The sequence below is a fragment of the Collinsella aerofaciens genome (genome assembly GCF_002736145.1).
Taxonomy (GTDB): Bacteria; Actinomycetota; Coriobacteriia; order Coriobacteriales; family Coriobacteriaceae; genus Collinsella; species Collinsella aerofaciens_A.
Genome location: NZ_CP024160.1, coordinates 1,891,869 through 1,905,322 on the forward strand (window position 1 = coordinate 1,891,869; position 13,454 = coordinate 1,905,322).

A 13,454-nucleotide genomic window follows, 5' to 3' on the forward strand; every position below is an offset into this window, starting at 1 on the left:
CAGAGTCTCCTGATCAAGGCGCCCGGCGAGCAGTTAATGCTTGCCGGGCGCCTCGCCGTCGGCGGATTTTGGGACATGTGGCCCGCTTTTTGGGCCTGCCTGTCGGTACACTAAAAGCACTATGGGTACCCGCGAGCGACATATCGGCCACGCGGCCGCCCGATCCGCACCCGTGGCGGATCCCAGGGGCGGCAGGCTCTTCGCCATGCCGCGATTCCTTGTTGGTATAACACATCAGGTGTACCGTCACCGCGTCTTTGCTATCGCCGGCGCCATCACCGTGCTGTTCCTCATGCTTTTGGCAGTCTTGCCGGCGCTGTTTGCCTCCGACCCCAAGCTTTCCAACGCCGTGCCCGCCTATAGCGAGGTGTCCGAAGAGGTCGTGGATGCGCTCGTCCACTCGAGCTCTCTCCCGTTGCTTGTCGCCGCAATTATATTTTCGATCTGGGGTATATCGGTCTATCTACGCTGTTTGGACTATGTGTTGCGCCGCCGCCTTGTTGCCGTTGCCACCATCTGCGCCCTCTGGATGATTGAGGTCATCCTCAAATACAAGTCGTTCACACCGTTCTATGCCACCGTGCTGTGGTACCTGTACTACGTGCCCATGACGCTCATTCCGCTGCTCTACCAGCTGTGCGGCCTGCGCCTTGCGGGGCTGGAACAACACCGTGCGGGCCGTCGCTATCGCAGCATCCTGTGGGTCGTGGCCATCCTACTTATCGGTTTTGTGCTCACCAACGATTTCCACCGGCAGGTATTCCACTTTGACCGTGCAAGCGACACCTGGAGCAACGATTACACGTACGGCTGGGGCTATTTCGCCGTCTTAGTGTGGACGGCCTTTGACTTCGTGGCCTTTTTTATCCTGGTTGGTCGGTCCTCATCCTTTCGCATCCAGCGTTTCTCGGGCACGGCGGCGCTCGTACTGCTGGGTGGCGCATTCTTTGCCATCTCGTATGCTCTGCGCGTGCCCTGGGCATGGAGGCTCAACTTTTCGCTCGTCTATTGCGTCTTGTGCGTGGTGGCGATGGAAATCTGTCTCGATTGCGGTGTCATTCCGTCATATCACGACATTGCTGGCATCTTCGATACCTTGCCGCTCGACCTCAAAGTTCTAACGCGCGACCTGCAGGAAGTCTATGCCACACCGGTGTCGAAGCCAATGCCGGCGGGCGTGTGCGAAGAGCTTCGGGCCCAGGAACACGGGCATGCCCATGCCTTTGCCGTGGCGTCCGATCCCGATGTAATGTATCGCGCCTTTCCACTGCTGGGCGGATCGGCCCTGCTTGCCCAAGACGTGTCGGAGCTCAACGAGCTTAACCGTGAACTGGCACATCGTCGCATGGAGCTGCAGCGCCAAAATGAGCTGCTCACGGCCGACTACGATCTTAAGACGCATCTGGCAGATCAAGAGGCCGAGACCTTGCTAGTCCAAGACGTGGACCAGGCGCTTGCCCGCGCGTTCGAAGAGATGTACGACCTGCTGAGCTCGCTGCCACCGTTGACCGACGAGGCGTCTTCACACGAGCGTTACCGCATGCTGCAGCGCGCCAAGATGCTCGTCGCCTATTGCAAGCGCAAAGGGTCGCTCACGTTGGCGCAGCACGGGGAGAGCGGTTTTGATCGCGACCGCATTCAACTCATTGCCAATGAGCTCGCAAGCGACCTGCGCACCATCGATGTCGATTGCGCTTCGATTATCGCCATACGGCGCCCGATGCACGCCAGTACGGTAAGCGCCCTGTACGACTGCGTGTATGACTTTGCGTTTTTTGCCTACACCACCGACCATCCGGCGCTTATGTATCACTTGGGCGACCATGACCGGTGCAGTGTCGAGCTGCGCGCCACGCTTTTTTCCAACGATGATGAAGATCTTTCGCAGACGCCCGCTGCGCAAGAGCTCGAAAGCGCTCTGCAAGGGCGCAACGTGGCATACCGCCTTGAGGGCGAGTCCGGCCAGCTGCGCATGATCGTCTTGATGCCGAGGGCGGGTGAGTGACGATGCAGATTTCGTTCATCCTTCCCCAAATCGTTGCGCTCGATGTTGTCTTTGCCCTGGCTGCGTGTCTGCAGATGATCCACGTCCCGCTCATCGCATCGCGCCGCTCGTCCTATAACCGTAAGGTGATTTGCGCCTACGAGACGAGCCTTGTGCTTCACCTGATGATTTCGGCGCTCATCTTATTCGCGTCGTCTGGCTCGTATCTGGTGGCGCCGCTTGACGTTTGCGCCAGGGCAATGGGCGGAGTGCTGTGGCTCAATGCCGCGATCTTTGCCTATGGCGTGGTCCTTATGGTGCACTATCGTCGCCCTGTCATGCTGGCCGAGCTGCTGCTTGTTGGCGCCGTGACACCGCCGGTGGTTTTTGCCATGGGCTCGGTGTGGGCCGTTGTCCTTATCGCAGAGGGAGCGTTCTTCCTGTTCCGTTCCGTCGCGGCGCTCTTGATGGACGTCCGTAACCGCCAGGAGGATATCACCGCGTTCTCGACGATCGAAACCATCAACGTGATTCCCGTGGGCATCCTGTATCTGGACTCGAGGGGCCGTCCACTGCTCATGAACCGCTGCATGCGCAAAAACCTGGTGGAGCTTCATATGCCCACCGACCTAGGCGATATGAGCGGTACATGGAACGACCTGCGCAAGCTCAGCATGCAAATGCCCGAAAGCAGCCAGAGCCGCGTGCGCATCAATTTGGACCGCTTTGGTGAGGCGCGCGTTGTGGTCGAGGTTTCTCCCGCCGAGATTCGCTTGTTTGTGCACGATGACGTTATGGTTTCTGGCCGCCTCTTCGAGCGCATTATCGGTTTGGATGTAACAGAGTACGCGCATGCTCACGATCGTTTGGCGCAAGCCAACCACCTGCTTGAGCTCGCGGGTCAAGAGCTCCAGGCCCAGATCGAGGAAGTCAAAAAAGTTGCCGACAATGCGGCCTACCTGCGCATGCGCGCTCGCGTGCACGACGTGATCGGGCAGCGCCTGTCCATCCTCCATCGCTATCTGGAGGAGGGGCGCCTGGATGACGAGTCACTCGAGCAGATCGACCCGCTGCTGCGCTCAATCGCTGCCGATCTGCGCAGCGGGGGCGACACCGAACCGGCAGAGCAACTGGGCGATATCGTCCATGCCTTTGGCCTGGTGAGCGTGCAGATCGATGTGGAGGGCGAGCTGCCAAGCGACGTGCGTGTCGCGGCAGCCTTTTTGCAGATTATCCGCGAGGCCTCGACCAATGCCACCAAGCATGCGCAGGCGCATCGGGTCCATGTGCGCTTGTGGCAGGAGGGGACGGATGCTGACGCCGTCGCGCACATGACGATTTCTAACGACGGGTCCCCGGCCCCCGTATCGTATCGCGAGGGAACGGGTATCCCAGGTATGAGGCATGTCGCGCAAGATCTGGGTGGCAGCCTAGAGGTCCACGCCACCCCGCCCTTTACGCTTACGGTATCCATTCCGCTTAACGCCAACGACACGTCCCAAAGGAGAAACTCATGATCCGCGTGTTAATTGTCGAAGATCAGGCCATCCTGCGCGAGAGCCTGGCGCGCTCCGTTGGCGACCAGCCCGATATGACCGTCGTTGCCGCGATCGCCGATGCCTCCGAGGCCTTGGGTGTCGCGCTCAAGGAGCGCCCGGACATGATACTGATGGACGTGTGCACCGAACACGATTCAAACGGCATCGTGGCGGCGGCACGCATCAAGGAGCAGCTGCCCGAGTGTCGCATCATTATCATGACAGGCATGCCCGAGATCACCTTTGTCGATCAGGCCCGCGAGGCGGGCGTCGATAGCTTTGTGTACAAGAACGTCGGTATCGACGAGCTGTTCGCCGTGATGCGCTCCACGTTGGCTGGCTACTGCACGTTTCCCAAGCCGCCCGAGAGCATTTTTTCGGGCACGGCAGCCCTCGACGATGTCGAGCTATCGATTTTGCGCCTTGCCTGCGAGGGCAAAAGTCGTCGCGAGATCGCGGCCGAGCTGTTTATGAGTGAGGGCACCATCAAGCGCCGCATCTCGGAGATCCTGAGCAAGACCGGCTACGACAACATCATGCGCCTGGCCGTGCATGCGGTGACCGAGGGTAGCATCGTTCCCAACATGGAGCGCTAACGCTCGTTACGCATCGGCATAAAAGCGGCGGGGCCGCAGGATCATCTCCTGCGGCCCCGTCTGGTGTGCGCGGATGTGTCCGCCAATCCGCGGCTGTCGTGGTCTACCGCTACGCGATGGTTGCGCTGTAGGAGGCGACGTCCTCGTAGGAATCGGTCAGGTAGGCGTCGATGCCGATGGTCGTGTTGACCAGGTCGTCAAGGCTGTCAAGCTCGCCGCTCGAGAACGTGAATTCCTCGGTGGCGTTGGTGCCGGGCATCAGGTGAGCCGAGAACCAGGGTTCCTTCATGGTGCCGTTGACGTTGGTCTTGCCGGAAGGAGCGTAGAAGGTCAGGTCCTTGTCGCTCTTGTTGGTGATGTTGACGACAAAACCGATGTCGCCCCACTCGTCCTTGAACTTCTCGGTGATGGTTATGGTGCACAGGTCGTCATCGGCAACGGTGACGGCGGGGGAGATTTCAATCTTCTGGACGTCGTCGTCTTCGACGGCCTCGTCGATCTCTTCTTCCTTCTCGGCCGCCTCGCGATCCTTCTTCACCGTGCCGGACAGGTCCTTGTCGGACTTGGTAAAGACAAGATTGCCGTCATCCTCTTCGAGGATGAGCTTGCCGTCCTTGAGCTTCATGTCATGCGACTCGTCTTCGGCGGTGATGGTTACGGTGGTGGCGTCCTTTGCCTCCCATTTAAGGTCGACGACTTCAAGGAACAGGTCGAGGGCGCCTGTACCGTCCTCATCGAGAATCAGGACGCAGTGCACACCCCAATCCTCGAGCATCTTCATGTACTCATCGGTCAGTTCTTCGCCCTCCAGGGTTCCACCCGAGAGTTCCCAGCTGCCGACGAAGTTGGCCTTGGGGTCTTTGCCGCCGCCGCTGCAGCCCGTCAGGGCAAAGGCGAGCGCAAGGACGCATGTCAGAAATGCGAGTACGGACTTTTTGAACGTTGTCTTCATGGTGTCCTCCTTTATCGAACGAAACCCATAGAAGCAAATGCGGGGGTGGCGGATCCCCCGCCAATTACCAGATAGAGGGGCTAGGGCCTGGGCGTTCCGCAGTTGCTGCAGAACTTGCCGCCGTTTTCGCTGCCGCAGTTGGGGCAGAACCACTTGGCCGGTGCCGGGGCGGGTGCGGGACTGCCACACTCGGAGCAGAACTTGCCGGTGTTGGTGGCGCCGCAGCTGCAGGTCCATGTGCCGGCCGCGGGGGCAGCGGCAGGAGCCGGTGCGGGGGCGGGTGCCGGAGCCGGCTGCGGGGCGGCCTGCTGCTGTGCCTGGCCGGCGGCGAACAGCTGGCTGGCGTTCATGCCGCCCATGCCACCTGCCATGCCCATGCCCATAAAGCCTGCCATCGCGCCGTTGGGATTGGCGGCTGCCGCGCGCATTGCGTCGCTCTGGGCGCTGGCAATGTTGGCTGCCGCCATGGTGGGATCGCGCATGACCGCGGCTTTCTGCAGATCCTTGATCATCTGCTCGTCCTCTTGTGAGGCGGCGATGGAGTTGACGCCAAAGCTCACAATCTCGACGCCGCGCAGGTCACGCCAATCGGCAGAGAGGACCTCGTTGAGCGCGCGGGCGAGCTCGGTGGTGTGGCCGGGGATGGCGCTGTAGCGGATGCCCATTTCCGAGATCTTGGCAAAGGCGGGCTGCAGGGCGGTGAGCAGCTCGGACTTAAGCTGGCTGTCGATCTTGTCGCGCGTGTAGCTATCGGTCACGTTGCCGCACACGTTGGTGTAGAACAGCAGCGGGTTGGTGATGCGGTACGAGTACTCGCCGTTGCAGCGCACGGAGATGTCAACGTCCAGGCCAATGTTGTTATCGACCACGCGGAAGGGCACGGGCGAGGCGGTGCCGTACTTGTTGCCGATGATCTCCTTGGTGTTGATGAAGTAGACGCGCTGGTCCTTGCCCGCGTCGCCGCCAAAGGTAAAGCGGCTGCCGATATTGGCGAAGGTCTCCTTGATGGAATCGCCTAGGTTGCCGCTAAAGACGCTCGGCTCGCTGCCGGTATCGAAGACGAACTCACCGGGCTCCAGTGCGACTTCGATGATCTTGCCGTTTTGCACCACGAGCATGCCCTGGCCGTCGTTGACGGCGATGACGGAGCCGTTGGAGATGACGTTGTCCTCGCCGCGCGTGTTGGAGCTGCGGCCACCGGTGCGTTTGCTGCCCTTGCAGGCCAAGACGTCAGCAGGCATCGATTCGCAGTAGATAAATTCCTTCCACTGGTCGGCCATGACGCCGCCGGCAGCTCCCAATCCAGCTTTCAAGAGTCCCATGGTGATCTTCCTTTCTCGTCAAAGGCCGGGTGGTATTGGTTGGATTGCTTAGTCGTCCTTGTCGTCTTTCATGACAACGGTGGTCTCGGTGTGGCTGAAGGTGTCGTGCTTCTCGGTCAGGTCGAGCTCGCCGCAGTACTCGTCGGCGTGGGTGGCCTCGTTGGCCGTCTTGAGCTGGCCTACCAGTAGCACGTCTCCGATAATCACGATGATCAGCGGCGCGATGATGTTGATGAGGATGCCCTCGATATCAAAGGCGAGGTAATCCGGATCGAAGGCGTTCTCGCCCATAAAGAGAATCTGGGAGAGGACAAATCCGATCACAAAGAACAGCACCGAGGCGATGGCGAGCTTGGGCTTGGAGCAGGGGAGCTCGCCGACCAAGCGGCCGGTCTGGCCGTTCATGGCAAACAGGTAGCTCTTGCCGTTCCACGAGGTGGAGAGCATCCAGACGGGGAACAGGGCGTAGTCGCTGTCTTCCCAGGTGTAGTCGAGCTGCTTGCTTTCGACCGTGGCATCGTCGTATTCGTCGACGACGGTCTCGCGCAGGGCCGAGATCGTGCTCTCCTCCATGCGGCGCTCGGCGCGCGCCTTGCACGTCTCGCAATCCTCATCGTAACGGTTGGCGATGTAGCCGGGCATATAGGCGACCGAGAACGGGCGCAACGCGTCGTAGTCAAACGGCTCGATGGCGTCCATGTGGCCGTCGGGCATCTTGGACGATCCGTCGACGGGCACGCGCTTAAACGAGATATTGCCCTTGCGGTAGGCATCGTAGTGGTCGGTGGTCGTGACGGTGCGGTCGGATTCCTCGGTCACGGTCTCGTTGGTCGCGTCAAAGTACACTTCGCCGTCAACGCGGGCGCCGTAGAGCCAAAACGGCACGTAGACACCTTGGACCTCGTCGATGTGGTTGCCGGTGACAAAGCTCTTGGGCAGCAAGATTTTGCCCTTGTAGTGTTCCTTGAGTGCGGCCGTGACGTCGTCGCGCCCGAGCTTAAACGGAATCACCAGGTCGGGCGAGAAGTCGCCAGAGAGCTGGCCGGGCGCCACGGCGGAGTTACCGCAGTACGGGCAGGTGGTGACGGCGACGGTGCCGTCGGACACGAGCTCGGCGCCGCACGACGAGCAGATGTAGCCGGCGTTTTGGGCGAGCTCCTGCACCGCGTCGTCGGCAGCAGGTTTGGGAGCTGCGGCTGCGGCATCGGCTTTGGCATCTGACTTGTCCTGGCGCTCGCGATAGAGGGCCTCGACTTCTTCGACTTCAAAGCGTGAGTCACAGTAGTCGCAGACAAGCTTTTGCTCGGCGCTGGCAAAATGCAGGGGACCACCGCAGGCGGGGCACTGATAGTTAACGCTCTCGAAGGCCATGATCGGTCCTTTCCGTGCCGGAGGCTATGCGCCGATGGCGCCGCCGCAGTATTCGCAGCGCCCACTGGCATCGGGAATGGTGGTTGCACCGCAGAAGGGGCAGGTGACCGCGGTCTTGGGGGCCTTGGCGGCCACGACGCTGTCGCGCGTTTCCTGGCGCAGCTGCACCAGCGCATCGCGGACTTCGGTTGCCTGGCGCTTGGCCTCGCGGTACTCGATGGACCCGCGCTGATCGATGGTGGAGTCGTTCACGCACAGGTTGATCTCGGTAAAGTACGGCGTGTTGACGTGGATGGTCAGATTAAAGTCGTAATCCAGGTCGTAGCGCGGCGGGTTGTAGCTCTCGCGCTCGCCGTCCTTGGTCTCGCGATAGATCTCGGTCCGGTGCTCGTCGATATCCATATCGCAGCCGAGTACCTGTGAGAACTCGATGATGTCGGGATTGGCGTCGCGCCAGCGGCTCTGCGAAGTGATGATCAGCAGGCCCGCGTCCTCATCGAGCATAATGTTGGTGCGCCCGGCCGAGAGTGTGCGCGTGGGGTTGAACGACGCCAGGCGTTCGGCATTGGCCTCGCGGTAGGCGAGTTGCTCGCGGATATCGTCCGCGGTGCTGGAACGATAGCCGCCAAAGAAGGGGGAGAGCTTGCCGACGCACTCTTTGCACAGGTAGCCTTCGTTGATCTTGGTCTTTCCCAAAAGCCCCAGCTCGGTACCGCAAATCGCGCACTCTTTCTTCTCGAACATCTTGTCAAAGAAGCCCATGGCTGCCTCCCATCAACAGGTAGCGTGTGTCACTTTTGATGATGGGCGAGCGCGCGATCTTTCACGATACCCAGACGGCTCAACGAGTCTCCACAACTGGGACAGATGGCCCATTTTTGACCAGTCGCTGGGGACGTACTTAAATGAGTGAAACTACTCATTTAAGTACGTCCCCAATGAGTGCTCGCAGAATGAGAGTGGATAATCTCCCGTTTTTGGCCTGCTTGTGGGCTCAAAGTGGGAGATTATCCACTCTCGTCATTTGGACGTCCAAAAATCCCCGCTCGTTTGGCACTTGGGGACGTTCCTTTTGTGCCGGCACCTGGGGACACTCCTTGCCTGGGGGCTACCTCTAAACGGGAGGCGGCGTCGGCCGCGCAGGGGATCGACCGTTCACCGATTAATGCCGACCGTTCGCCAGGCGCGGCCACAATTCCGCTATTAAAGCGATTCAATGACGCTTAAATAACAGTCAGAGCTCAGCTTGAGTGCGACTCCCTTCGAGGCATGATCGGGCGGCTCGTCGATTTGCGCCCGCGCATGCACGCCATGCGCCGCCGTAGAACGCCGTTGCCGAAGGGAAGAACTGTGAAGGTCGTCAAGCGAATCAACAACAACGCAGTTATGTGCACCGACTCAAAGGGTCGAAGCGTCGTTGCGTTTGGCAAGGGCATCGCCTTCGCTATCGACAAGGAGACGGGCGACCTGCCGCTCGCCGCTATCGAGCGCACCTTCTACAACGTGGACGAACATTACCTGGCGCTTCTCGAAGAGCTATCGCCCCGCGTGCTCGCGGTCTCTGCCGAAATCATTCAGGCCGCCGACCTGGAGCTCCCCTACGAACTCAGTCACAACGCCGTGCTCGCCCTTGCAGACCACATTACTTTTGCCCTGCAGCGCGCCAAGCGCGGCATTACCGTGCAGATGCCGCTCGCCTATGACGTGGCGCAGATGTATCCCATCGAGTACAAGGTGGGCGTTTTTGCCCTCAGGCGCATCTTCGATGGCCTCAATGTGGAGCTTGCAGAGAGCGAGGGCGTGGGGATCGCCATGTGCCTGCTCAACGCGCGTCTGGCACCCGAGAACGAGGCCGAAACCGACGCCGAGGCCCGCGAGGATGAACGTCTCATTGGCGCTATCATCGCAAGGATCGAGAAAACCTACGGAATCGAGGTCGACCGCCACGGCTTTGAGTTTGCACGCTTCGCTACCCATATCCACTATTTGTTTGGGCGTATCCGTACCGGTGAGCCCATGAACACCGACGGCGCGGAGCTTTACGGAACCGTGCGCGGCGAGATGGGCCGTTCGGCTGAGGTTCTCGACTACGCCTGTGTCCTTATCGAGGAACATTTTGGATGCCAGATCAGCGACTCCGAGAAGCTATACGTGCTCATGCACATTCATCGTATCTCGCACCCCCGGGTGTAGATATACCGCAGCAGCGTCGGTTATCGCTGCAGGTAAACCGGCCTGAGGCCGCCGCGAAGCTCCCCATACCCCTTACAAATCGCGGCAGCCGGGCGACGGGTTGTTGAGGGCGCCGTAGAGGTGCCGGCGGGCGGGTCCCGCGAGAAAAGGAGGTCATTATGGCCGACAACAAGAAGATTGCCGAGGACGTGCTTGCAGCCGTCGGCGGCAAGGAGAACGTCTCGGGCGTGACGCACTGCATGACGCGTCTGCGTTTCACGCTCAAGGACAACGGTATCCCCGATACCAATAAGGTCAAGAAGATCAAGGGTGTCATCGGCGCCCAGGAGTCGGGCGGCCAGTACCAGGTCATCATCGGCCAGAACGTGCCCAAGGTCTATGACGAGGTGTGTGCAATGGGCGGCTTTGCCAAGAGCGCCGCAATCGACGAGAACCTCGATGCACCTAAGCAAAAGCTCACGCCCAAGGTGATCGGCAACAACATCCTCAACTACCTGTCCGGCTCCATGGTGGCGTTGATCCCCATCTTGATGGCCGGTGGCCTGTTCAAGTGTATCGGCACTCTCATCGGTCCGCAGGTCTTTAACCTGGTGCCCGAGACTGATCCCACCTACCTGCTGTTCTACACCTACCTGTTTGACGCGGCCATGTACCTGCTGCCGGTCTATCTGGGCTACAGCGCGGCCAAGAAGATCGGCGCCAGCCCCGTTCTCGGCATGTTCTGCGGCGGTATCCTCATCTGCCCCGACATCGTGGCGCTCGCCCAGAGCGGCGAGACCTCGCTCACGGTCTATGGCATCAGCGCTCCGCTGCAGAACTACCAGCAGACCGTCCTGCCGATCTTGCTTTCGGTCGCCGCACTCTACTGGGTCGAGAAGTTTTTTAAGAAGATTGTGCCGGACGTTCTGTCTACCGTCTTTACGCCGTTCTTTACGATGGTCGTTATGGTGCCCATCGAGCTTATCGTGCTTGGTCCTATCGGCAACGAGCTCGGTAACCTGCTCTCCGCCGTCCTCTTTGGTATGGCGGGCACCGGTATCGGCTTCTACATCGCCATGGCCATCGTCGGCGGCCTGTGGCAGCTGTTTGTCCTGACCGGTATGCACATCGCCGTGATCATGCCGGCTCTCGCCACCTTTATGGCGTTGGGCGAGGACAAGTTCATCTTTGTTGCGTCCAACTTTGCCATGATTGCTGTGTGGGGTGCTGTGTTTGGAGCCGCGTTGCGCATTCGCAATAAGGAGGAGAAGGCCCTGACCTTTGGTTATGTCATCTCGGCTATCCTCGGTGGCGTGACCGAGCCCGCGTTGTTTGGCTGCATCATGCGCTTTAAGCGTATGATTCCCTGCATGGTTATCGGCGGCGCCATCTCTGGTCTGCTCGCCGGCATTCTGGGCGTGACGCTGGGCATGCCTGGTGCTAACTCCAACTTCCTGGTGTTCCTGGGCTACCTCACCCCGGGCATGGGCAACCTCATCAACTTTGGCATCTGCTTTGCCGTGGCCTTTATCGTCTCCGCCGTGCTCGCCTTCTTCTTTGGCATCACCGAGGCCGACCAGGCCGAGCTTGACGAGGAGTAACGCTTCCTACAGGTATTTTTCTCCTCTGGGGGACAGTTCAGCGCAAGGGGCACCGCCGGGATATTCCGACGGCGCCCCTTTTTTGGCACTTGGGCGTTCTTGTCTGACTAGTCATTTAAGTACGTCCCCAATGAGTACCCGTAGAATGAGAGTGGATAATCTCCCGTTTTTGGCCTGCTTGTGGGCTCAAAGTGGGAGATTATCCACTCTCGTCATTTGGGTGTCCAAAAATCCCCGCTCGTTTGGCGCCTGGGGACACTCTTTGTCGAATGTGGGCGTCGCCCTTGCTATGCCACGGTCACGGCGACCTGAGCGTAGCGGGTGCAGGGGCGCTCGGCGTGCGTCTGCACGGTGAGGGCGAGCACAAAGCGGTCGCCGGGTCGTGCGTCGGCGGGCACGATGAAAGCGGTGTCTACCGTGCATTCTTGCCACATCGACAGATCCTGGACGCCTGCATAGCTCGACGGGTCTACGGCGACATCCCAATGCGCATCGAAGCCCCTGCCGTCGGGGTCGACGATGGTCGCCGCAAGGTCGATGCGCTCGCTGGCTGCGGCGCTGCGGTCGGCCGTGACCTCGACAACATGCGCCGGATGCGAGCAGATGGCCGGATCATGGGCGCACCATTGCGCGCGGGCGGCAAAGTCTTCCTGATAGGCACGCAGATAGGGATTGAGATTGTCGTCTGAGGGCGTGCCGATGGCGGCAAAACCGTCAGGTGCACTCGCGTCGGGGTGTCCATCAAGAAACATGCGGCCCAGCAGCGTATCGAAGTCGCGGTCGTCGATACCGCGCAGGCCAAACGGAAGCAGTGGAATATAGGTCATGCTGTCGCCTTCGGCCATAAAATCGCCGCGCTCAAACTGCACCGCGGGCATGCCTTCCAGGCCCCAATCCAGACGGGCATGCTTGCCAAACTGAAAGCGCTCGGGCTCGTTTTCGTAGACCTTACCATCGCCATAGAGCATATAGCGTGCCATGAGGGGTCCGTTGCCCTGCGTGAGATTCCGCTCAGGCCAAGGAGCCTTAAACAGCGGCAGCGTATCGGGCTGAGCTGTTTTGGCGTCGAAATAGTTGCCATACATATAGGGCGTACGCCAAAAGATGAGCTCGGGAAAGAGCTCGCGCCCATGGTCGAGCCACGAGTTGTCCTGTCCCACGCCATCGGCAACGCCCATCACGCGCACCTTCTGATAGACCCGCTGCTGTACGGCGGGCCACTCGGGTGTGGCGCGATAACGCTCGGCAATACTCATGAGGGCGCGAACGATCGTATTCATACCACCCCAGCTGAGCAGCCACAGCGTGCGCGGGTCATCGTCCATGATGGCATCGGCGATGACGTGAGACCCTTCAGTCTCCTCGCGCGCATCACCCTCAAAGGCAACATTTCCCACAAAGGTGCGCTCGATCATCTGGGCGGGCGTGGGAAACGGCGGCTCACCGGCAGCGGCCGCATTTGCCTGCAACTGCGGCCAAGCCTGGGCATATTCATTGCTCCAGAGGCTCTCAATCCAATGCTCGGGAAACGGACGATACTCACGAAGCTCCCCTGCCAGTGGATCGGGTTCATGAGGCACAACAGCCCACTCATAAGAGCGCCGCCCTTTGGTCCGCCAATGCGAATTCACCTCGCCGAGCGTATGAACCCCATCCCCAAGAAAGTGATACTGCGAAGCCGTATACACCACAGCCTGAACATCAAGCAAGTTGAGATACAGAGCCAAATGAACAAGCGAGTTCATATCATCGACTTCCATATCAGTGGTAACAATCACTCGAGTCAACTTCTGGGACATAGGAACAGCTCCAATCAAAATCAATTCAGCCAGTTACGCGCAAGGCAAGACGGGACCCACGCCCCCATCGCCCGCGACCCGGCGGCCCGCCGGAAGCGGCCGACCAGCGTTTCGAACAA

10 protein-coding genes are annotated in these 13,454 nt (G+C 60.0%); 5 read left to right on the forward strand and 5 right to left on the reverse strand.

Annotated features, from left to right (window positions below; translation table 11 throughout):
* Positions 1-205 precede the first annotated feature (205 nt).
* From CSV91_RS08240 to CSV91_RS08250, 3 genes are read left to right on the forward strand one after another with little or no spacing between them, the layout of a single operon-like run.
* Complete coding sequence (locus CSV91_RS08240) at positions 206-2,005, forward strand: histidine kinase N-terminal 7TM domain-containing protein (protein ID WP_157758017.1); 1,800 nt, start codon at positions 206-208, stop codon at positions 2,003-2,005.
* Between the two features lie 2 nt (positions 2,006-2,007).
* Positions 2,008-3,501, forward strand: coding sequence for a sensor histidine kinase (locus CSV91_RS08245; protein WP_099432492.1), 1,494 nt, complete (start codon positions 2,008-2,010; stop codon positions 3,499-3,501).
* Entirely contained in the window at positions 3,498-4,118 is a 621-nt protein-coding gene (locus CSV91_RS08250) for a response regulator transcription factor (protein WP_099432493.1), read from the forward strand. The genes CSV91_RS08245 and CSV91_RS08250 overlap by 4 nt, the downstream gene beginning before the upstream one ends.
* Before the next feature lie 109 nt (positions 4,119-4,227).
* Here CSV91_RS08250 and CSV91_RS08255 read toward each other — a convergent pair whose 3' ends face one another.
* The 4 genes from CSV91_RS08255 to CSV91_RS08270 all read right to left on the reverse strand — a co-directional run bounded on the left by CSV91_RS08255 (position 4,228) and on the right by CSV91_RS08270 (position 8,525).
* Entirely contained in the window at positions 4,228-5,070 is an 843-nt protein-coding gene (locus CSV91_RS08255; RefSeq protein ID WP_099432494.1) for a hypothetical protein, read from the reverse strand.
* Positions 5,071-5,150: 80 nt separating this feature from the next.
* Entirely contained in the window at positions 5,151-6,392 is a 1,242-nt protein-coding gene (locus CSV91_RS08260) for an SPFH domain-containing protein (RefSeq protein ID WP_089573532.1), read from the reverse strand.
* A gap of 48 nt (positions 6,393-6,440) precedes the next feature.
* Positions 6,441-7,763 carry a hypothetical protein gene (locus CSV91_RS08265; protein WP_099432495.1) on the reverse strand — a complete coding sequence of 441 codons (1,323 nt, stop codon included), beginning with the start codon at positions 7,761-7,763 and terminating at the stop codon, positions 6,441-6,443.
* A 24-nt stretch (positions 7,764-7,787) separates the two neighbouring features.
* Entirely contained in the window at positions 7,788-8,525 is a 738-nt protein-coding gene (locus CSV91_RS08270) for a DUF4428 domain-containing protein (RefSeq protein ID WP_099432496.1), read from the reverse strand.
* A 588-nt stretch (positions 8,526-9,113) separates the two neighbouring features.
* Between CSV91_RS08270 and CSV91_RS08275 the strand changes: the two genes are divergently transcribed.
* Complete coding sequence (locus CSV91_RS08275; protein WP_172622471.1) at positions 9,114-9,956, forward strand: PRD domain-containing protein; 843 nt, start codon at positions 9,114-9,116, stop codon at positions 9,954-9,956.
* Positions 9,957-10,114: 158 nt separating this feature from the next.
* On the forward strand, positions 10,115-11,536 hold the full coding sequence (locus CSV91_RS08280) for a PTS transporter subunit EIIC (RefSeq protein ID WP_099432498.1): 1,422 nt from the start codon (positions 10,115-10,117) through the stop codon (positions 11,534-11,536).
* 287 nt (positions 11,537-11,823) lie between these two features.
* Here CSV91_RS08280 and CSV91_RS08285 read toward each other — a convergent pair whose 3' ends face one another.
* Positions 11,824-13,335: a nucleoside hydrolase-like domain-containing protein gene (locus tag CSV91_RS08285; RefSeq protein ID WP_099432499.1), complete on the reverse strand. Its 1,512-nt coding sequence runs from the start codon at positions 13,333-13,335 to the stop codon at positions 11,824-11,826.
* Positions 13,336-13,454: the final 119 nt, after the last annotated feature.